15 protein-coding genes are annotated in these 22,655 nt (G+C 54.1%); all 15 read left to right on the forward strand.

From position 1 onward, the window contains the following. Window positions 1-1,893: dynamin family protein (locus ACFSX3_RS15445; protein WP_379313003.1), on the forward strand; the 1,893-nt coding region annotated here is incomplete at its 5' end. 205 nt (window positions 1,894-2,098) lie between these two features. Continuing rightward, on the forward strand, window positions 2,099-3,289 hold the full coding sequence (gene purT, locus ACFSX3_RS15450) for a formate-dependent phosphoribosylglycinamide formyltransferase (RefSeq protein ID WP_209993140.1): 1,191 nt from the start codon (window positions 2,099-2,101) through the stop codon (window positions 3,287-3,289). After that, a complete protein-coding gene (locus ACFSX3_RS15455) occupies window positions 3,279-3,743 on the forward strand; it encodes a GNAT family N-acetyltransferase (protein ID WP_209993071.1) in 465 nt (154 codons plus the stop codon). The genes purT and ACFSX3_RS15455 overlap by 11 nt, the downstream gene beginning before the upstream one ends. A gap of 776 nt (window positions 3,744-4,519) precedes the next feature. After that, entirely contained in the window at window positions 4,520-6,169 is a 1,650-nt protein-coding gene (locus ACFSX3_RS15460; protein WP_209993072.1) for a response regulator, read from the forward strand. A 2-nt stretch (window positions 6,170-6,171) separates the two neighbouring features. After that, window positions 6,172-7,998 (forward strand): sensor histidine kinase, encoded by a 1,827-nt coding sequence (locus tag ACFSX3_RS15465; RefSeq protein ID WP_209993073.1) that lies wholly within the window; start codon window positions 6,172-6,174, stop codon window positions 7,996-7,998. Then, entirely contained in the window at window positions 7,995-9,017 is a 1,023-nt protein-coding gene (locus ACFSX3_RS15470) for a substrate-binding domain-containing protein (RefSeq protein ID WP_209993074.1), read from the forward strand. The genes ACFSX3_RS15465 and ACFSX3_RS15470 overlap by 4 nt, the downstream gene beginning before the upstream one ends. Before the next feature lie 164 nt (window positions 9,018-9,181). Beyond that, window positions 9,182-10,252 carry a galactose ABC transporter substrate-binding protein gene (locus tag ACFSX3_RS15475; RefSeq protein WP_209993075.1) on the forward strand — a complete coding sequence of 357 codons (1,071 nt, stop codon included), beginning with the start codon at window positions 9,182-9,184 and terminating at the stop codon, window positions 10,250-10,252. Between the two features lie 161 nt (window positions 10,253-10,413). Further along, a complete protein-coding gene (locus tag ACFSX3_RS15480) occupies window positions 10,414-11,925 on the forward strand; it encodes a sugar ABC transporter ATP-binding protein (protein WP_209993076.1) in 1,512 nt (503 codons plus the stop codon). A 109-nt stretch (window positions 11,926-12,034) separates the two neighbouring features. After that, window positions 12,035-13,042, forward strand: coding sequence for a galactose/methyl galactoside ABC transporter permease MglC (mglC, locus tag ACFSX3_RS15485; RefSeq protein ID WP_036700737.1), 1,008 nt, complete (start codon window positions 12,035-12,037; stop codon window positions 13,040-13,042). A gap of 1,185 nt (window positions 13,043-14,227) precedes the next feature. Then, on the forward strand, window positions 14,228-16,189 hold the full coding sequence (locus ACFSX3_RS15490; RefSeq protein WP_209993077.1) for a WG repeat-containing protein: 1,962 nt from the start codon (window positions 14,228-14,230) through the stop codon (window positions 16,187-16,189). A gap of 259 nt (window positions 16,190-16,448) precedes the next feature. Continuing rightward, a complete protein-coding gene (locus ACFSX3_RS15495; protein WP_209993078.1) occupies window positions 16,449-17,234 on the forward strand; it encodes a CAP domain-containing protein in 786 nt (261 codons plus the stop codon). Window positions 17,235-17,657: 423 nt separating this feature from the next. Beyond that, window positions 17,658-18,578: a GDSL-type esterase/lipase family protein gene (locus tag ACFSX3_RS15500; protein WP_209993079.1), complete on the forward strand. Its 921-nt coding sequence runs from the start codon at window positions 17,658-17,660 to the stop codon at window positions 18,576-18,578. A 48-nt stretch (window positions 18,579-18,626) separates the two neighbouring features. Further along, window positions 18,627-19,610, forward strand: coding sequence for an ABC transporter ATP-binding protein (locus ACFSX3_RS15505; protein ID WP_209993080.1), 984 nt, complete (start codon window positions 18,627-18,629; stop codon window positions 19,608-19,610). Further along, the gene (locus ACFSX3_RS15510) at window positions 19,603-20,592 is read left to right on the forward strand and encodes an ABC transporter permease (protein WP_209993081.1); all 990 of its coding nucleotides are present in this window, start codon (window positions 19,603-19,605) and stop codon (window positions 20,590-20,592) included. Before ACFSX3_RS15505 ends, ACFSX3_RS15510 begins: the two co-directional genes overlap by 8 nt. A 73-nt stretch (window positions 20,593-20,665) precedes the next feature. Then, window positions 20,666-22,648 (forward strand): DNA topoisomerase IV subunit B, encoded by a 1,983-nt coding sequence (gene parE / locus ACFSX3_RS15515; protein WP_209993082.1) that lies wholly within the window; start codon window positions 20,666-20,668, stop codon window positions 22,646-22,648. The last annotated feature ends 7 nt before the right edge of the window (window positions 22,649-22,655 follow it).

Genomic DNA, 22,655 nt, shown 5'->3' on the forward strand with positions numbered 1-22,655 from the left:
CGCCGCCGGCTGACGCAGGCCGCAGCGGCGCTGCACGCGGCGGCCGGGGTGCTGCGGAGCGAGCCGGCCATGGCCTCGGCCGCGCGCAGCCTGGCGGCGCGGGCGGAGGACCTCGCCGGCGGCCGCTTCACGATGGCGCTGTTCGGAGCGTTCAGCGCCGGCAAATCCTCCTTCGCCAATGCCCTGCTGGGCGAAGAGGTGCTGCCCGTGTCGCCGCATCCGGCAACGGCTGCCGTCGGGCGGATTCTGGCGCCGGAGGGCGGCTTCGCCCATGGGACGGCGTCCATCACCATGAAGCGGGCGGAGGAGGTCTGGGAGGACATCCTCCATTCCTTCAGCGTGCTGCAGCTGGCGCCGCCGCAGCACGACTCGTGGACCGCAGCCGTGGCGCGGCTGCAGACCGGAGGGCTCCATCCGTCCGCGCTGCCGCATGCCGGCTTCCTGCGGGCAGCTGCCGCCGGATGGGAGGAATCCCGTCCGCTGCTCGGAACAGAGCGGACGGTCAGCCTGGCGGAGTACCGCAGCCTGGTTGCAGACGAGAAACGCGCCTGCTTCGTGCAGAGCACGGACCTGTATTATGACAGTCCGCTGACTCGGAGCGGGATTGTACTGGTGGACACGCCAGGTGCGGATTCCTTACATGCCCGGCACACCGGTGTAACCTTTGGCTACATGAAGAACGCCGATGCCATCTGCTTCGTGACCTACTATAACCACGCCTTCTCCAAGGCTGACCGCAGCCTGCTTGCCCAGCTGGGCAGAATCAAGGACAGCTTCGCGCTTGACAAAATGTTCTTCATCATCAACGCCTCAGACCTCGCAGCGGATGAGGCGGAGCTTGAAGAGGTGAAGCAGCATGTGGCGCAAAATCTGCGGGCCGGTGGCCTGACCTCACCGCGGATCTACAGTGTGTCCAGCCTGCTTGCGCTGGAGGGCAAATCAAGCGGAGCGCGGGAGGCCTATGAGGCCTCCGGGTTCGGCGGCTTTGAAGCCGCACTCTCCGAATTTGCCGGTGAGGAGCTGCCGGGATTGTCCCTGGCAGCGGCCAAGGACAGTCTAAGCTCGGTGCGTGGGCGCGCCGAAGAATGGCAACGCCTTGCGCTGATGGAGGCGAACCAGCAGGAGGAAGGGATGAAGCAGTTCCGGCAGCGCCGGGAAGCGGCAAATCTGCGGCTGGCCGCGCTTGAGCAGGAAGACCGGCCGCTCCGGGACCTGCGCCGTGAAGGTGCGGAGCTGCTCTATCATGTCCGGCAGCGGATTGCCTTTTCCTTCGGGCGTTCCTTCCAGGAGTCCTTCCATCCTTCCATTCTCCGGGAAGACGGAGGGAACCTGAAGGACATCTTCATCGCCTGCGGGCGGGAGCTGGAGCGCAGTATTCTGCGTGAACTGGAACAGGAGCTGTGGGCAACGACCCTGCGGCTGGAGTCGGCAGGGCGCAGATTCGTGACCCAGGCGGCCATAGCGGCCGCAGCCGGTCTGTCCATCCCGGATCAGGAGCTTCAGCTGCTGGAGAATCCGGATGAGCGCTGGCCGGCACCGGCGAAGCTGGACTGCGTTCTGGCTCCGCTGGATTGGGCCGGACTGTGGAGCCGCTTCAGATCTCCCCGCCACTTCTTCGAGGGACCGGGCCGGGTAGAGATCCGCGCGGCTGCCGAACCGTGGTTCAAAGAAGTTGTGGCGGCGGCAGTGCAAGGACAGGAGGACTCTCTGTTGACATTCTATACCGATGCAGCCGCAGTGGCCTTATCCCATGCCGCAGACCGGCTGCGTGAAGGCCTGTCTGAACAGGAGGCAGCCATGTCGGCGCTGCTGAAAGGGGGTGATGGTGCGCAGCATTGGGGCCGGATCGCCGAAGAATTACGGCTTCAGGAGCAGACTTTCGTCGAAATATAATGTATAGGTTTCACTTGATAAACCGTTTTCACTTGTCTTTTGAACAGCCATCTGTGAAGTTTGTAGGAAAATGTCGAAGAATGCTTGCAATCTGGTGGATGATGGATGAAAATAAAGAAGACTGAAAATTTACAATCAAACTGCGACAATTTACAGAAACAGAGAAGTCAGCAGACAAATTTGCGGAAAGAGGTTGGAGTCGACAATGTGGGGAGCTCCTTTAACAGCCCGGAGTAAAAAGCTGCTGCTGCTTGGCAGCGGTGAACTGGGTAAGGAAGTCATTATCGAAGCTCAGCGCCTTGGCGTAGAGACCGTAGCTGTGGATCGTTATGAGGCGGCACCCGCGATGGGCGTGGCCCACCGCTCTTATGTACTGGACATGCTGGATGCAGAGGCACTGAAGCAGCTTATCCGTGCAGAGAAGCCCGATTTGATTGTACCGGAGATTGAAGCTATTGCTACCGGGGCACTCGTGGAGCTCGAGGAAGAAGGGTTTCATGTAGTACCTACTGCCCGCGCTGCACGGCTGACCATGGACCGCGAAGGCATCCGCCGTCTGGCAGCAGAAGAGCTGGGCTTGCCTACAGCCGCCTATCGGTTCGCTGACAGTCTGGATGAACTGCGCCAGGCCGTGCTGGAGCTGGGAACACCTTGTGTCATTAAGCCCATCATGAGCTCTTCCGGCAAAGGCCAGAGTGTGTGCAGGACACCTGAGGATGCGGAGGGCTGCTGGAATACGGCGCTTGAAGGCGCACGTGCCAAAGGAACACGCGTCATCGTGGAAGCCTTTGTCACGTTTGAGAGCGAGATCACACTGCTTACTGTCCGTTCGGTTAGCGGAACCGTGTTCTGCCCGCCGATTGGCCACATCCAGCAGGATGGCGATTATGTGGAGTCCTGGCAGCCGCATCAGATGAGCGGGGCGCAGCTGGAAGAGGCTGAGGCCATCGCCCGGAAGGTTACCGATCAGCTTGGCGGGTATGGAATTTTTGGTGTGGAGCTCTTCCTCACAGCCGATGGGGTTCTGTTCAGTGAAGTGTCCCCCCGGCCGCATGACACAGGTATGGTTACAATGATTACGCAGGATTTGTCGGAATTTGCTCTGCATGTCAGAGCCATTCTTGGATTTCCGCTGGAAGCGGTACGTTTGTTGACACCGGGAGCTTCGGCCACCCTGAAGTCTGATGGAGCCGGACAAGCTTTTGCTGTGACCGGGATTGAAGAGGCGTTGGCCCTTCCCCGCACGCAGGTCCGGATATTCGGCAAGCCGGAGATCCGCCCTGGACGGCGGGTGGCAGTAACACTCAGTTCAGCGGAAGATGTTGAAATCGCGCGGATGACGGCCAAGCAGGCTGCGTCTAAGCTACAAGTGGAGGTATACAAGGATGAACAGTAGTACTCAGGAGCAGGTACTGCAAATTCGCAAATGCGGCATGAATGATCTGGAGAGAGTGACAGCCCTTTTGCGTGAATTCGGCTATCCGACAACGCTTAGCGTGATGAAAGAGAGAATGGAAGGCATGGAGCATGATCCGTTCCACTGCACCCTGGTCGCAGAGCTCAATAACGAAGTTGTGGGAATGATCGGTTTACGGCAGGTGAAGTCCTACTACAAGCATGCCGATTGTATTACGGAGATCACCGCGCTAATCGTATCTGAGGAGCTTAGAGGACAAGGCCTTGGCAAAAGACTCGTAGCTGCAGCGGAAGAATGGGCTCGCCATCAGGGCTGCTGCCAGCTGTTCTTGCGGAGCGGCAACCGCGTTGAACGTGCACCTGCACATGCGTTTTACCGCCATATCGGCTTTGAAAAGACAACAGGCTACCGCTTCAACAAAGCCCTGCTATAATCCTATACGTGTAACCGAACATCCCCATCCCGGCGTAATCGGGATGGTTTTTTTTGGAGATAGTGCGGTAAAGCCGCCGCTGGTCTGGAATGCTCCCCGTTCCTCTTAAGCCTTCTCCCCGAGGCTCCCCCCGGAATCTAGTGGAAAAAGAGCATCTATTTCACCCCAAATTCCCGTATCCAGACTAGCAGTTGAAAAAGTACATCTATCCATCCGCATTCCCCGTGTTATGAGCAAATCCACAGAAATAAATGTAATTTTTCCACTTAAAATAGCTTGAATGGTTAAAATAATCAAATTAAGTGTACAAAATCCACTTGTTGATTATAGTAAGTAGCACTTATTTTAGCGCCCGACTGAAAGCTTTCCGAAGGAAAGCTCGCATCGTAAGCAAAAGCTGTGTTTGGATTTCTACCGCTAAAAGCGGTTTAAATGAAGAAATCCAAACGGGACAGCGGCCGGAGGGCCAAATGTTCACCGCAGCGACGACCAAGCTTTGAGTTCTAATCTTGAATGTCCTAATCTTAAGTGCCCTAACCTATGTACATAATTTCCGCTTGCGTTATATCAGGCAACGCTATATAGTAAATTGCTCCTATATCACTACAGTTATCACTAAATCAGTCACTATTAATGCCACTATATGTGTCACTATCTCTGTCACTATAGTGCCCCCCGTGATCCGCAGCCCTGTCTATTTAACCATAGATTGGGCCATTTGAATCAGCTATTATTGTTCTGTGAAACTCCATATCCTATCCGAAGAGGGATGACGCATGTACAAATTAATACTCGCCGAAGACGAGGAAGATGTAAGAGAAGGCATTATCGCCCAGATTGACTGGGAGCAGTACGGCTTCGAGGTCGTTGAACAGGCCGAGAACGGGCGGGAGGCGGCAGATGCGATCGACCGGCTGCTGCCGGATGTGGTCGTTACCGATATCCAGATGCCCTTCATGAATGGCCTGCAGCTCGCAGAATGGATACGCAGCCGCCATCCGAATACGAAGATTATCATTCTGACCGGCTATGATGAATTTGAATACGCCCAGAAGGCGATTAAGCTGCAGATTGATGAATATATCCTGAAGCCTTTCTCGTCCCAAGAGCTGATTGATGTTCTGCTTAAGGTTCGCGCCACGATCGAGACCGAGATTGCCGAGAAGGAGAATGTGTTCGTGCTGAGCGAGCATTACCGTAAGAGCCTGCCAGTCTTGCGCGAGCAGTTCCTCTCCACCTTGGTGTCCCGCCGTCTGCGCTCCGCAGAGATCGCTGAGAAAAGCACAGAGTACGGCATCCCCCTCACCGGTGAATTGTTCCAGTCCTCTGTAATCAGCATCGATTATATCCGCCAGGACCGTTCGTCCGGGCTTCAAGAGGGCCGTCCCGTCTCCCTGCGGGATACCGGAGACCGTAATCTTCAGCTCTATGCTGTGCTGAACATAGCGGAGGAGATCTGCCAGAAGCATAGCTTCGGTAAGGTATTCATCCACCGGGATGATGTTGTGCTGCTCTCGGTCAGCCAGAGTCCAGAGGAGAGCGACATTACCGCCAGTACCTTCGCCATTCTCGAAGAGATCTGCCAGAATGTGCAGCGCTTCCTGAAACTTACCGTAACCGCCGGGGCCGGAACCGTATGTAAGGCACCGTCCATGCTGTTCCATTCCTTCGGGGATGCGCTGCAAGCGCTTGATTACCGGCTGATCCTCGGCAACAACCGGGTCATCTGGATTGAGGATGTGGAATCGCGGTCCAGCCGGATGCTGGATTATGACGAGCTGACCCAACAGTCGCTGATCCGCACGATCAAGCTGGGCACCGTCCAGGAGCTGCGCGAAGTAGTGGACGAGTTGTTCCGGGGACTGGATACGGAGCAGGTCTCGGCGCAGGATTATCAGATCTTCCTGTTGGAGATCATCACCTCCATTCTGCGGGTGGCGAAGGAATCCGGGAGCGGAACGTATGATTTTATCGGACCCGGCCTGACCTCGCTAAGCGATATGAACAAATTCAACAACCTGGAAGAAGCCCGGCAGTGGATTATTACCGTATGCAGCCGGCTGATGGATTCCATCGCTTCGGAGCGCCAGTCGAGCTACAAGCAGCTCATAGACCAGGCTAAGGAATTTATCCGCAGCCACTATGAAGAATCCGATATGTCCATCGGCAGGGTATGCCAGCATCTGCATATCAGCACAGGCTATTTCAGCAGCATTTTCAAAAAAGAAATGAAGATGACCTTCGTCAGCTATCTGTTACAGATCCGGCTGGAGGCTGCGAAGGAATTGCTGCGCGCAACCGAGCTGAAGGCGTTCGAGATCGCCGAGCGGATCGGGTTTGCCGACCCGAACTATTTCAGCTTCTGCTTCCGCAAGAAATACGGACAATCCCCCAAAGAGTATAAGAACAGCGCACGGGGAGAATAGCCATGAACAAGCCCAAGGGTTATTTCTTCCCGTTGCGGCCGGGGTCCCGCAAGAGCGGCAGGCTGCGTCTGTCCTCGAAGCTGCGGAGTATTCAGCTGATTATTACGCTGACGTTCATGGCGGTGACTGCGGCGGTGGCCGTGATCGTCAGTGTGCTGCTGTACGGCAAGTTCGCCAACACGGCGGAGGAGAATGCCAATCTCAACATGCAGCAGATCATCGAGCAGGTGAACTATAACCTGGAGCTGTATGTGAAGGGGATGGGCAGTATTTTTGCGACCGCCGAGAAGCAGATTACCTCTACGCCCTCCATTGATTCCCCGCTGCTCTATGAACGGATGGATACACTGATGAGCAGCCGTGAGGATCTGGTGTCCGTGGCTGTTTTTACCCCGCAGGGGAAGTATGTCGTAGGAACGCCGGGGCAGACGATGCGCCTGAACACTCAGCTGGAGAGCCAGAGCTGGTTCACCACAGCCAAGCGTACCTCGGAGATCTCCTATTCCGCCCCGCATATCCAGAATCTGTTCAAGGGCAGATATACCTGGGTGGTCTCCATCTCCAAGCTGATTCAATACAGGGAGAACGGGGAGCTGAGAACCGGTGTGCTGCTGCTGGATTTCAACTTCAGAACGATTGATCAGCTCAGCAAGCAGGTCAAGCTGGGAAAAAGAGGCTACGCCTACATCCTCGATCCGCTCGGCAATATCGTCTACCATCCCCAGCAGCAGCTCATCTATGCCGGGCTGAAGTATGAGAACGTGGAGCCGGTGCTGGAATATGCCTACCGCAGCTATCTGGATGAATCGACCGGAGAGAAGCGGTTTATTACCGTGCGTACACTGGCGCAGACCGGCTGGAAGATCGTCGGGGTCGCTTATTACGATGAGATTGTGACCACCAAACGCGATCTGAATCAGTTCCTGGCGTGGTTTCTTGGGGTGGTGCTGGTCTGTGTGATTGCGGTGTCGGTCTTCCTGTCCTGGCTGATTGCCAGCCCGATCCGCAAGCTGGAGCGTACCGTGAAGCAGGTGGCGGAGGGGGATCTGAATACGCCGATTAACGTCAGCGGAGCCTATGAGGTAGAACAGCTGTCGAAGCGCTTCAATATGATGCTCCAGCGTATCCGCCAGCTGATGGAGCAGATCATTTATGAGCAGGAGACGAAGCGTAAGGGCGAGCTTGAGGTGCTGCAATCGCAGATCAACCCGCATTTTCTGTACAATACGCTGAATTCGGTCATCCGGCTGGCAGAACGCGGCAAAACGGATGAAGTCGTCACCATGATCCAGTCGCTCTCGAAATTCTTCCGCATCAGCCTGAGCAAAGGCAAGAACATTATCACCATCCAGGAAGAGCTGGACCACATCCGCCATTACCTGGTGATTCAGAGCTTCCGCTTCAAGAATAAATTCCGTTATGAGATCGCGGCGCAGGAGGAAGTCCTAGAGTGTCAGACGATCAAGCTGATTCTGCAGCCTATCGTAGAGAACGCGCTCTATCACGGGATCGAAATGCTGCCGGACGAGGGGCTGATCTCGATCACCGCCGGGCTTCAGGACGGGCTTGTTACCCTCCGGGTCAGCGACAACGGCCTCGGAATGACCAAGGAGACGATGAACGGCATTCTAAGCGGAAGCGTCAAAAGCACCAGCGGATCAGGAGTCGGTGTCAGGAATGTGCACGAACGGATCGGCCTGTATTACGGGCGGGAGTACGGGCTTGCTTTTCAGAGTGAGCTGGAGGAGGGGACGGTTGTTACGATTGTATTCCCGGCCCTCCCGGCGGGAGAGGTTATGGATGAGCAGAAGGAGGAGATGAACCTGTGAAAAGCCTGCGTGTATGGCTCACCGTGCTGCTGTGCGGAGTGCTGTGGATCTCTGTGTCCTCTTGCTTCAATGCCTCGCCAGCCTATATCAGCACCAGCAAGACGCGGAATATCCACCTGATTGTCAAGATGAACAAAGGGGATTACTGGAACACCCTGAAGCTCGGAGCAGAGGCTGCGGCGAAGGAATTCAATGTCAATCTGACCTTCAAAGCGCCGGATTCGGAGAGTGATATTGAGGAGCAAGTTGTTATGGTGGAGGAGTCCATCAAGGAGAAGGCGGATGTGGTTATACTCGCGGCCAGCAGCTATATGGGACTGGCGCAGGTCGTGGACCAGGCGGCGTATTCCAGAATTCCGGTGATCTCAGTCGATGCGGAGGTCGGCTCGGCCAAGGTTCGTTCTTATGTGGGTTCGAACGGCTACGAGGCCGGACAGAAGTCCGCCGAGCGGCTGATTCAGCTGCTGGGGGGCTATGGCGAGATCGGGATCATTAACTTCACCAATTCGTCGCTTACCCCGGACTCCGGCAAAACTGGCAGTATCGACTATGGTGCGCGGGATGCAGATGAGCGGGAAAAGGGTTTTCTGAATTATGCCGCCCGTTACCCTAACGTCAAAGTGGTACAAATCGCCTACACCTCCTCCAGCACCTCCGACGCCGAAAATCTGACCCGGGAGATGCTGAATAAGTATCCCAAGCTGCGCGGCATTGCCACTCTGAATGAAATTGCGTCACAGGGTGCGGCGAGGGTGATTCAGGGCCTTAAGAGGGATAGTGTGAAAATGATTGCTTTTGACAGCTCGCCCTCCATGATGGAATCGCTTCAGGATGGCACTGTGCAGGCGACCGTGATCCAGAATCCGTTCAGCAACGGGTATCTGGCGGTGAAATATGCAGTGGAGGCGCTTGAAGGTATGGACATTCCCGAACGCGTAGATACCGGCACCAAGCTCATCGATCTGGAGAATATGCTATGGCCTGAGAATCAGAAGCTGCTGTTCCCGTTTGTCCGGTAGCCCTTGAAGGACGGTAAGCCGTTTCTGCTTGGACAGTAGAATTTTCATGAAAATGAGTAGGATTTTATATTCGCAACCGTTTTCACGTAGGGCATAATAAGGATGTACCCGGGACACACCGGGATCATCCAAATAAAGAAATATCCTCAGGAGGTCAATTAGACATGAAAAAAATCACTTCCGTTTTACTTGCCAGTGCATTGCTGGGTGCTGCTCTCGCGGGCTGCGGCGGCAACAATAACAAGGCGGCTGATCCTGCTAACACAGGGACTGCGGCTAACACAGAGAATTCCGGTTCTGCTGAGACTCCAAAGGTCGGTGTAGCGATCTACAAATTCGACGACACGTTCATGACGGGTGTTCGTAACTCCATCGACGCTGCTGCCAAGGGCATTGCCACGGTTGATATCGTAGACAGCCAGAACTCCCAGCCTACACAAAACGATAAGGTGGATCTGTTCATCACCAAGAAATATAACGGCATGCTGATCAACCCGGTGGACCGTACTGCGGCTGGAGTAATCATTGATAAAGCCAAAACGGCTAACATTCCGGTGGTCTTCCTGAACCGTGAGCCGCTGCCGGAAGATATGAAGAAATGGGATAAGGTCTACTATGTAGGCGCGAAAGCCGAAGAGTCCGGCACCATGTCCGGCCAGCTGATCGTGGATTACTGGAAGGCTCACCCTGAAGCGGACAAGAACGGCGACGGCGTGCTGCAATATGTCATGCTGAAGGGCGAACCGGGACACCAGGATGCCGAGCTGCGGACCACCTTCTCCATTCAGGCGATCGAAGATGCCGGCATCAAGGTAGAGAAGCTGGCTGAAGATACCGCGATGTGGGATCGTGTAAAAGGCCAGGAAAAAATGGCAGCCTTCCTCGGCTCCCACGGTGACAAGATTGAAGCCGTACTTGCTAACAACGATGACATGGCACTCGGCGCAATCGAAGCTCTGAAGGCTCAAGGCTACTTCAGCGGCGACAAATACATGCCGGTTGTAGGCGTGGATGCAACCGCTCCTGCGGTTCAGGCTTTACAGGATGGAACGATGCTGGGTACCGTACTGAACGATGCCAATAACCAAGGTAAAGCAGCGATTACCCTGGCCACTCTGCTGGCCAAAGGCGAAACGCCAACCAAAGAGAACGTAGGCTTCGACATCACAGACAACCAGTTTGTATGGATATCCTACAAAAAGATTACCAAAGACAACGTAGCAGACGCGCAATAATCCGTTAACAGGTGCAAGGCTACAGATACAGATACGTATCATAGATACCAGTCCCGGAGGGCGCTGCAATGCGCTCTCCGGAATTCCTTACGGGTAGGGAGCAGGATGGAACCGCTGTGCCTCTCATGGAAAAAGAAAAAAAGCGTAGGGGGCGTAACAACATGGCAAATACGGAATTTTTGCTGGAAATGAACGGCATTACCAAAGAATTTCCCGGCGTGAAGGCGCTGGATGGAGTCAGCATTAAGGTTCGTCCGGGCTCGGTTCATGCACTTATGGGCGAGAACGGGGCAGGCAAGTCCACACTGATGAAATGTCTCTTTGGAATCTATTCACCGGATGCCGGTGAGATCTTCCTGGATGGCCAGAAGGCCTCCATCTCCAATTCGAGCGAAGCACTGAAGCATGGCATCTCGATGATCCATCAGGAGCTGCACCCTGTACCTTTCCGCAGCGTGATGGAGAACATCTGGCTGGGACGTTTTCCAACCAAGGGCATCGGGCCGCTTCAGTTCATTGACCACAAAAAAATGTTCACAGACACAGAAAACTTATTCAAAGATCTGGATATCGATTTGAATCCCGAAACACTGGTGGGCAAGCTGTCCGTATCCAAGATCCAATCCATCGAAATTGCGAAGGCGGTCTCTTTTCACTCCCGCGTGATTGTCATGGATGAGCCAACCTCGTCCTTAACCAGCGTGGAAGTGGAGCATCTGTTCCGGATCATCCGGGACCTGCAAAAAAGAGGCGTAGCTATTATCTATATATCTCACAAAATGGAAGAAATCCTGGAGATTTCCGATGAAGTGACGATTATGCGTGATGGTAAAAAGATCGGCACCTGGCCCTCGGCCGAACTGACCACGGACCTGATTATCTCCAAGATGGTCGGGCGCGATCTGACCAACCGTTTCCCGGAGCGCACCAATGTTCCAGGTAAGGTGTTCATGAAAGTGGAAGGCTTGACTTCACCGGAGCCGCGTTCCTTCAAGGATGTCTCCTTCGAGCTTAGACGGGGTGAGATTCTTGGTATCGGCGGACTGGTAGGCGCACAGCGGACCGAGGTGATTGAAGCCTTGTTCGGACTACGCGCCGTGAAATCCGGATCCATCTCGATTGACGGCAAGAAGGTGAAGATTAACTCTCCGCAGGATGCCAAAAAACACGGGCTGGCCCTGTTAACCGAGGAGCGCCGCGCTACGGGGATTTTCCCGGTGCTGTCTGTGCATGAGAATGGCGCCATCGCCAACCTTGACCGCTACAAGACGCCTTATCTGCTGCTGAATGGCCGCAAGAAGAAGGTTGAAGTCGATAAAATGATTGAAAAGCTGCGCACTAAGACGCCTACGACCAAAACGCAGATTATGAATCTCTCCGGCGGGAATCAGCAAAAGGTGCTGCTGGCCAGATGGCTGCTGACCGAGCCTGAGGTGCTGCTGCTCGATGAGCCGACACGCGGGATTGACGTTGGTGCGAAATTCGAAATCTATACGATCATTGCCGACCTGGCGAAGCAGGGGAAGAGCATCATCATGATCTCCTCGGAAATGCCCGAGCTGCTAGGGATGTCTGACCGTGTTATGGTGATGTCGGAAGGACGGCTGACAGGAATACTCGAAGGTGCGCAGGCTACGGAAACCGAAGTGATGCGTCTCGCTGCACAGCATTAATCAGGAGCTACACTCACAGGACGGCGAAGACCATAGGGCTGCTGCAAGGCTGAAGAAGCTTAGCAACGAATGCTTAAACTTCGCGTAACAATTAAGGAGGAACACAATTATGACTATTAAAAGAGCGCAGTCCTTCGTGACTCAAAACGCTATCTACATCGTGCTGGTACTGCTGATCATGGGGATTATCATATACGAGCCAAGCTTCATGTCCATTAACACCTTGCGGGATGTACTGATTCAGTCCTCCACACGCGTGATTATTGCGCTCGGGGTGGCCTTTATCCTGATCACCGCCGGGACCGACTTGTCGGCAGGCCGGGTGGTTGGTTTCACAGCTGTTATCTCAGCTTCCATGCTGCAGATTCCAGACTACTCTCGCCGCTTCTTCCCCGATCTGCCACAGGTGCAGGTCTGGCTGCCTATCTTGATTGCTATTGTTGCCGGTCTGCTCTGCGGTCTCGTCAACGGGATTATCGTCTCCAAGCTGAATGTTCCGCCTTTCATCGCCACACTAGGCACTATGCTGATCGTATACGGCCTGAACTCCCTGTACTTCGATATGGACCCTAACCAATCGCAGCCGATCGGCGGTCTGCGCCGAGACTTCACGGATATCGGCTCCGGCTTCATCGGCAGCGGCCAATATTCCATTCCGTACATCGTACTCATAGCCCTTGGAGTCGCGGCGATCGTCTGGGTGCTGTTCAACAAAACCAAGCTGGGCAAAAACATGTACGCCATTGGCGGCAACATGCAGGCAGCCAAGGTATCCGGGATCAACGTCTCCAAGAACCTGATCTACATCTATGCCATCGCCGGTGCCCTGTACGGTCTGGCCGGTGTGCTTGAAGCAGCCAGAACCGGCGGCGCTACCAACAACTACGGGAACATGTACGAGCTTGACGCCATCGCAGCCTGCGTCGTCGGCGGCGTATCCACTACCGGCGGGATCGGTACCGTGCCGGGCGTCCTGGTCGGGGTTATCATCTTCACCCTGATCAACTACGGCCTGACCTTCATCGGCATCAGCCCTTACTACCAGCTGATTATCAAGGGCCTGATCATCATCGCTGCGGTATCGTTTGATATGCGTAAATATTCATCGAAAAAATAAGGTGGGGTTCGGTGATTAGTCGTAACTGCGGGGATTTTGGACTTCCAGCCGCTGTTAGGTTTGGATTTCCTGATTTGGACCGCTGTTCGCGGTAGAAATCCAAACCTAAAGGCGTACGCTTCGCTCCTCCAGTTCCAAAATCCCCTCCGGTACTCCTATCACCTCACCAAGGGTGGGGGAGGCAGGACAAAGAGCGTTTGCGGTATCTCGCAAACGCTTTTTGGCTTGCCCGGATTTGTCGCAACGTTGCAAATCATTGGATTACACGTGCCTGCGGTGGTGAGTATCGGACCTCCGGCCACTTCCGCTCCTTCAGTTCCAAACTCCCTTCCGCTCCTCCTATCACCTGATCGTGAATTGTTGCAATAATTGCAATTCAGGCTTTCTTGAACAGGGGGACTGGGGAAAGTTGCTGCACGAATTACAACATTTCCTCTTCTAATTGGTTCGTGGGCGGGCAAATGCTGCATTTCATACAACAATGTTAGTTTAAAGCCGGTAGAGGAAGCCGAATATTGCATTTTGGGCAGGATTTCGCAGCTACCCGTAACTAATTTAACAGTTTTTATTCAGTTTCAGAGGCGGCAGAGGGCAGAGGGTAAGTGGCAGGTGGCAGGCAGCGGTAGACAAGCAGTTAGCAATCAGGAAACTGACAGCGTAGGTAAGCAGTTAGCAGGCGGTAGGCAGTAATTAGCAGTCGGTGGCAGAGAGCAGGCGGTAAGCAGTTACCATCAGATAACAGGCAACAGGCAGATTTAGCACGGTTGCTTGCGGAGGTATTTATCCAGACCGGTGAATAGAGTTGTATGCTTCTATCCTTTATAGATTTTTTTAACCTTTGCCCGCCCAGCAGAAGGATTATTCTCAGATTTCAAGGGCAGGCGAAGCAGCCCTTGTATCCCCGGCACACACCCTCCGAAAGGGTGTGTTTGTGTTTTCACCAACAGAAAGGCAGCAGTAACGGAGGGGATTTTGGACTGGAGGAGCGGTAGCGTCCGCCTTTGTCTCCCGATTTCTACCGCGATTAGCGGTTTAAATCAGGAAATCGGGAGACAACAGCGGCCGGAAGCCCAAAACTCACCGCAGTTACGACATCGCCTTTCTGTTTTTTAACGCCCAAGCACACCCTTTCCCCCCCACTCTCATATTCTATAGGCAAAAGCCCTTGTAAAGGAGAACGACTGAATGCTGAGGATTAAGCTGAACGAGCTGGGAAAAGGAACGGACAACGGTCTGATTGTGGCGGAGGTATGGCGGTGGGACGGCATCGGCTGGAACGAGGGTATACCGCAGCAGGAGGAGGATTTCATCCGCGCAGATGATGATCTGTTCGTGACGATCCCCGCAGAGGCGGGGTTATATCGTGTAGACTACTCCAAAAAGCCGCTGGAGGCGCTCATTGTGCTTCCGGGTGACAGCGGAGGACTGCGGGCAGAACTGCTGCATCCGGCCCCTTTTAAGCTGACAGAGGGTACGCTGTGGGGATACATCAACAATGACGGGCGGGTCGTGATTGAGCCGAGATATGATTATGCGGAGGAGTTTCAGGAGAATGGACTGGCGGTGGTGCAGCGCGGGAATGTCAGCGGTCTGATTGACAGCTCCGGGCGGGAGCGGGTCAAACCGGTCTATAATTTTATTGGTCCTTTTTCCGAGGGGCGGGCCGTGGTGTCGGATGCGAAGGGCTACACTTTTATTGATGAAAAAGGCAAAGAAGTGACTTCCGCGCGCTATGACTATCTGAATTCGCTGCACGAAGGCCGCGCGTTGTTCTCCAAGCAGAATACTACCGGGGGGATCTCGCTGTACGGGTATCTGGATGCCCAGGGTAAAGAGGTGCTGCCAGCCGTCTATCTGGACGCCGGGGATTTCTCGAACGGGACTGCACTAGTCAAAGTGGCCGAAGGGGAATATGCGCTGATTGATCTTCATGGCGTGGTGCTGCATACGTACAAACATGCTTTTGTCGGGTATCCGGGGGATGGGCTGCTGGCCTTTCAGGCGACGGCGGATGGAAAATACGGTTATCTGCACACAGACGGTACGATTGCTATCCAGCCGCAGTATACGGCAGCCTTGCCGTTCTCGGAGGGCCGTGCGGTGATTAACACAGCTGCGGATTACGGCAACGCCTACGGTCTGATCGACAAGCAGGGGAAAATGATTATTCCCGCCGTCTATTATGAGGTGCAGCAGCTGGGAGAGAACCGTGTGGCGCTGGGGACCCCGCTGTATGCGGATCAGCCCTACAGAGGCTCCAGCTATGTTATAGCCGATGCGCTGACCGGAAGAATTCTCAGCACCCACCCGCTGCTGGGCGTGAACAATTATCAGCACGGGCTCGCGTCGGTGTATGATGCCAAGGATACGTATTTTATTGACACCAGCGGTAAAAAAGCCGCCCAGCCCCCGGTCATCGCTGGCTCAGGATCTCTGTCCTTCAGCGGCAGCCTGATCCGTGCGGATATTGATCTGCGCACCTCCTATTATGACCGTAAAGGCAAGCAGGTCTGGCGGCAAAACGGGGTCATTCCGCTAAGACCGCCGTACTCTGTGCTGGAGAAGAAATACAAGCCGAACCGGGATTATCTGGTCTATTATCCGGTAGTGGAAGGGATTGCGGTTGCCGAGGTCTCGAAGGCGGTGAATGACAAGCTGCGCAACCTGTCGCTCGCTTACGGCGCGGGGACGGGGGGAGGCACGCAGGATTTCAGCTATACGGGAGATTTCGCCGTATCCTTCTTCCGCAAGAATCTGCTGGTGCTGGAGCTCAGCGGTTATCATTTCCCGTTCGGCGCTGCACATGGTATGCCTACCCGGATCTATGAGCATATCAACCTGCGCACCGGCAAATTCTACACGCTCAGCGACCTGTTCAAGCCCGGCAGCAAATATGTGCAGAAGCTCAGTGACATTGTCGGCAAGCAGATTGCAAATGATCCGCAGTATTCCTACGTTTTCCCTGACACGTATAAAGGCATTACAGCTGATCAGCCCTTTTATGTGGATGCGCAGGCGCTGTACCTGTACTTTGCCCCTTATGAGATTGCTCCGTACTCGGCAGGATTTCCAACCTTCCGCATTCCCTATGCAGAGATTATGGGCCTGATTTCGACCGAAGGGGAGTTCTGGCAGTCTTTTCATTAAAGTGAGCGATGGAAGCGCCGATATATAGGGTAGAACCAACAGCCGTCCTGAAAAGGACGGCATTGCTGTTTTCATTTTCCGCTGCTGGAGGGGACAAGTCTTTCTATCTATAAAATCTATAAAATGACAGAATTTAGAAGTGCACAGCTAATAGTTTTGTGTTACAATGACTTAGGAACAGATTACAACTTTGTAACATTTGTGGACCGACACCCCTGACAGCACGAGATACCACAACAAAGAATAAGGAGATGGCAGAATGAAAAGCAAGACTTTGAAAAGAGTGATAGGTGGAAGCGTAGCCGCTGTGATGGCGCTTGGCATTTCTCTTCCATTACAAGCAAACGCAGCAGCAGCCGGTGCCCCTGCGGCAGCCGGATCAGATATGAATTTCGCACAGTTCATGGAGTATTTCACGCAGAACAATTCGAAGACTTTCGTACTTGATGGCAATACGTACACTGTCACTAAAACCTTTGTATACACAACGCCAGTTGCAGCTGCCCCGGCAGCACAGCCGGTAGCTCCGGCTAAGCCGGTTGCCACAGCAGCTCCAGTGGCTACAGCAGCACCCGTAGCTACTGCTAAGCCAGCTCCGGCACCCGTTGCCACTGCGAAGCCTGTGGTAACCCCGGCCCCGGCTCCATCTACAGTTCCTGCGGTTGGTACTAACGTCTCCAGCTACACACAGCAAGTAGTCGCACTGGTGAACAAAGAGCGCGCTGCAGCTGGACTAGCCCCTGTGTCCGCATTGGACAGCCTGAACAAAGTGGCTGCGGCGAAGGCTGCCGACATGCGCTCGAACAACTATTTCTCACACACTTCTCCGACCTACGGATCACCTTTCGATATGATGTCGGCCTTCGGCATTACGTATAAGGCGGCTGGCGAGAATATCGCTATGGGCCAGAAGACCCCTCAGGAAGTTATGACGGCGTGGATGAACAGCCCGGGTCATAAGGCTAACATCCTGAGCGCGAATTTCAACTATATCGGTGTTGGCTTCGACAATAATTACTGGGTCCAGGAATTTATCGGTAAATAATATAAGGTAATCAAAGTAACTCAAAGTAACGTAACGTTAACTCCGCCCTCCGGCAATGCCGGGGGGCGGTTTTATGATTTTTAGGATATAGAAGTAATATTGCTCTCGCACGATCAGCGCAGCGCTATCGTGCCGCCCTTGCTGCTTCCACCGTTTAGGTGTGAAGCGGCGGAGGGGATTTTGGAGCTGTAGGAGCGAATGCGTCCGCCTTTGTCTTTGGATTTCTACAGCGAGTAGCGGTTTGAATCAGGAAATCCAAAGACAACAGCGGCCGTAAGTCCAAAATCACCGCAGCCGCGCCCCCACCTAAACTCACCCCTTTCGTTTGCAAATTCTCCAAAGAAGAATTATGTTTATCTACATAGTTAATAATGGTGTGAATAAAGGGCGAGGCAGAAGAGTACGGCAGATGGAGGGATAGCATTGAATGATTCCAAATGGACCTGGAGGACAGTGAGTCTGGTGTCCATCCTGGCAACTTTACTGTTGATCACAGGATTTGTTTATGCGGTGAGCGATATTTTGAATCCCAAGGGGGAGCCATTGCTCTCCTCCCTCCCGCAAGAGACGGCTGCACCGGCAGCCGCGGCAAGTGACGAATACAAGATTCTGGCGCTTGGCGATTCTTTGGCCAAAGGGACCGGTGACAACTCCGGGCAAGGGTTCGTTAAACGGACCGTGGACGCCTTGTCGGCCAATGGAGGAAAGGCAGAGCTGCTGGGGAACATGGGTATTAACGGACTGACTACGGCCGCCTTGGAGAGCAAGCTTCAGGAGGAAGGAGTGCAGTACGCGCTGCGTCAGGCGAATGTCATCCTGATCTCCATTGGCGGGAATGACCTGTTCCGGGGCTCGGATATTCTGGGCACAGGCGGGAGCAGCGGACAAGTAGCCGCCTCTGCGAAGCCTTCGGAGGAAGCAGCACCACAGACCCCGGAAGCCCCTGCCAATAACAAGGTAGAAGGCGTAGCGCCGGTTCCAACCGCGTCTGCGGGTGAGCTGACCCCGGAATCGCTCCTCTCCGCTCTGCCTGGGGCCGCCAAACGGCTGGGCAGCATACTGGATACGGTTGCAAAGGTGAATCCACAGGCACAGGTCTATTACATTGGACTGTATAATCCCTTCGGAGATATCGAGGGACTGCTTATTCCCGGCAATCAGGCGGTAACGGCGTGGAATAATGCGGCCATGGATATGATCAACAGACATCAGAACATGACACTGGTCCCGACCTTTGACCTGTTTGACCGTCATTTGGCAAAATACCTGTCGAACGATCATTTTCACCCGAACGGGGACGGTTATCAGCGGATGAGCGAGCGCATTGTACAAGCGGTTCGTTGACAAAATAATTTTTTGAACAGAAATGACTGTGGCAAGGAGCTGTATAAGATGGCGAGAACTATTCATGAGACACCGGGGGAAGAAGTCGTTCTGTCTGCCCGGGGAGTCCGCAAAAAAATCGGCCGCAAATGGATTATAGATGATGTTACGTTTGACGTTAAAAAAGGGGAGATCTTCGGCTTTCTCGGTCCGAATGGAGCCGGCAAAACCACAACCATCCGCATGCTGGTGGACCTGATCCGCCCGAGCGAAGGGACGATTACCGTCTGCGGCTACAATGTGAACCGGAATCCGGAAAAAGCGCTGCAATATGTCGGCTCCATCGTCGAGAATCCCGAGGTGTATACGTACCTTACAGGTTGGGAGAATCTGCAGCATTTCGCGCGGATGCAGCCTGGTGTGGATGAGCAGCGGATTGCCGAAGTCGTTGCTATCGTGCGGCTTGATCAGCGTATTCAGGATAAAGTAAGCACATATTCGCTTGGTATGCGCCAGCGGCTCGGTATTGCCCAAGCCCTGCTCGGCCGTCCCCGGCTGCTGATTCTCGATGAGCCGACCAACGGCCTGGACCCGAAGGGGATCAAGGAACTGCGCGAATTCATCCGTAAGCTGGCTGACGAAGGGCTGGCGGTCTTTGTGTCCAGTCATCTGCTGAGCGAAATTCAGCTGCTATGCGACCGGGTAGCCATTATCAGCAAAGGCCGTGTACTCGCTGTTGGCGCTGTAGACGAGCTGGTTGCCCGTAACTCACCTTATGTCCTGTGGGAGCTGGAGCCGCTTCAGCGGGCAAGAGATATCATGGCTATACGGCCGGATATCGCGCTGCTGGAGCTGGATGAGGTTACTCTGGATGATTCGGTCATCGCAGGCATGGGCGTGAATTCCCTGGTTACGGCGATGGACGAGGATTTGATCCCGGAGATTGTTGCCGTGCTGGTTGCACAAGAGGTGGAAGTCCGGGCTGTGCATAAAATCAACCCTACACTGGAACAGCTATTCTTGAAGCTAACGGAAGGTGAAGCCATTGACTAACCTGCTGCCGCTCATCCGAAATGAGTGCCTGAAGATTATCAAAAAGAAACGTTTTTATGTCATCCTGCTCATCCTGCTCGTGCTGGTACCAATGTTTACCTATGCTCAAATGCGCATAGCCGAGCGCAGCCGTGACAAATTTAACTCTGACTGGAGACTGGAGATCCAGCAGCAAATTACCGACAACCAGAACTCGCTCGGCAGCGACCGGATTCCGGAGGAATGGAAGTCGTACCGGCGGATTTTTCTCCAGCAATTGCAGTATTATCTGGATCATGATGTGAATCCGAACGAACCGAGCGGAGTGACGTTCACCCGGGAGTTTGTCAATAATTCGGTCTCGCTGTTCATTCCGCTGCTGATCATGGCGGTTGCTTCCGACCTGGTCTCCGGGGAGCGGACGACAGGCACGATCAAAATGCTGCTGACCCGCCCGGTCAGACGCTGGAAGGTACTGTTCAGCAAAATGGCGGCACTGCTGATGTTCGTCTCGCTGATTGTCCTGTCCGTATTCGTAATCAGCTATCTGATATCGGGGCTGGCTTTTGGCTATAAAGGGTTCAATGTTCCGGTCTTCACAGGCTTCCAGCTAAACGGTGATACTGTAGATATGTCTAAGGTTCATGCGGTGGAGCAGTGGAAGTATCTGCTGATGCAGGGCGGGCTGATCTGGTATGTCAGTATTGTGGTGGCCCTGCTGGCCTTCATGGTATCGGTTCTGGTCCGCAGCACGGCTGCGAGCATTGTAGTGATGATGGCAGCGCTGATTGCCGGAACGATCCTGACCAACATGGCTTCCGCCTGGACGGCGGCCAAATATTTATTTATGGTCAACATGGAGCTGACTACTTATTTAGCGGGCACTCCCGCGCCGATTGAGGGCATGACATTGGGCTTTTCGATGGCGGTTCTGGGCATTTGGGGACTTGTGGCCGTAATCATTTCATTCGCCGTCTTTACGAAACGGGATATTTTGAATTAGAATGTACAAAGTGAACGAAAACGTTTGTTTGCATTTTTAGAGAGATAGGAAGACAAGTGAAGGAGGAGCATGAATGCTCGAACAGATCGATATGTTTGCAAAAGTCTCTAAGAACGGCGAAGCAGCCCGGACTGGATACGATGCTGACGACATTCAGGTGCTCGAAGGTCTGGTTGCGGTCCGCAAACGGCCCGGCATGTATATTGGCAGTACGAGTTCCTCGGGTCTGCACCATTTGGTATGGGAAATAGTGGATAATGCCGTAGATGAGCATTTGGCGAAGTTTTGCTCGAAGATTGATATTACCCTGCGCAAAGACGGATCGGTGACCGTTATTGACAACGGACGCGGAATACCGACCGGAATGCATAAGACAGGAGTCCCTACACCGCAGGTGGTATTCACCATTCTGCATGCAGGCGGCAAATTCGGCGGCTCAGGCTACAAGAAATCTGGCGGCCTGCATGGAGTCGGGGCTTCGGTAACCAACGCGTTGTCCGAGTGGCTGGAAGTGGAGATCTACCGGGAAGGCAAAATTCACCGCCAGCGCTTTGAATACTGGGTCGATAAGAACGGCAAAGAGCATGTCGGTGAGCCTGTAACCGGTCTTGAGATACTGGGGAATACGAATAAAACCGGTTCGAAGATCACCTTCAAGCCGGATATTCGCGTCTTCTCCGCAGGGATATCGTTTAACTATGATACGCTGGCGGAACGGGTGCAGGAGATTGCCTTCCTGAACTCAGGCCTCAGAATTAATCTGAGCGATGAGCGCAGCGGGCGTCAGGATGAATTCTTTTATGAAGGCGGCGCCAGCCAGTTCGTGCAATTCCTCAATGAAGGCAAGGATGTCCTGCATGATGTGATCCATTTCAGCTCCGAGAAGGACGAGATCGAGGTGGAAATCGCGCTGCAGTATAATGCGGGATATACGGAGACCATTGCTTCATTTGTGAACTCCATCCCTACACGCAGCGGGGGAACGCACGAGACAGGCTTCAAGACGGCATATACCCGTGTGCTGAATGATTACGCCCGCCGGACGCAGCTGCTCAAGGAGAAGGACAAGAATCTGGAGGGCAATGATCTGCGCGAAGGCATGATGGCGGTCATCAGCATCAAGATGTCGGATGTGGAATTTGTCGGACAGACGAAGGATCAGCTGGGAAGTGCTTCTGCCCGCAGCGCCGTGGACTTCATTGTCTCGGAGAAAATGGCCCGCTTCCTGGAAGAGAATCCCCAGGTTGCGCAGAGCCTGCTGAAGAAATCGATTCAGGCCTCCAAGGCCCGTGAAGCGGCCCGTAAGGCCCGTGATGAGATCCGCAGCGGCAAGAAACGCAGCGAAAGCTCGAACCTGGGCGGCAAGCTGTCTCCTGCACAGTCCAAGGACGTTACACGTACTGAGATCTTCATCGTGGAGGGCGATTCGGCCGGAGGCTCCGCGAAGCAGGGCCGGGATTCCAAGATTCAGGCTATTCTGCCGCTGAAGGGCAAGCCGATGAACCCGGAGAAGGCCAAACTGCTGGACATCCTGAAGAACGACGAATACAAGGCGATTATTTCGGCAATCGGCGCAGGGATCGGGCCGGATTTTGCCGTGGAGGACAGCAATTATTCCAAGATTATCATTATGACCGATGCCGACACGGACGGAGCGCATATCCAGGTGCTGCTGCTGACCTTCTTCTACCGCTACATGAAGCCTCTGATCGATGCCGGCAAGGTCTATATCGCTCAGCCGCCGCTGTATAAGCTGACGCGCAAATCGGGTAAGCTGGAGACTATCCGCTATGCCTGGAGCGACGAGGAATTACAGAATTATCTGAAGGAATTCGGCAAGAATTTCGAGCTGCAGCGGTACAAGGGACTGGGTGAGATGAACCCGGACCAGCTGTGGGAGACCACAATGAATCCCGAATCGCGTACGCTGCTTCAGGTGCAGATTGAGGATGCCGCCAAGGCGGAGCGCCGCGTCTCCACCCTGATGGGCGATAAAGTCGATCCGCGCAAGCGCTGGATTGTCGAGAACGTCGACTTCACCGAAATAGTGGAGTAGGAGTAAG

Origin of the sequence: Paenibacillus rhizoplanae (assembly GCF_042684125.1) — a bacterium.
Classification (GTDB): domain Bacteria; phylum Bacillota; class Bacilli; order Paenibacillales; family Paenibacillaceae; genus Paenibacillus_AQ; species Paenibacillus_AQ rhizoplanae.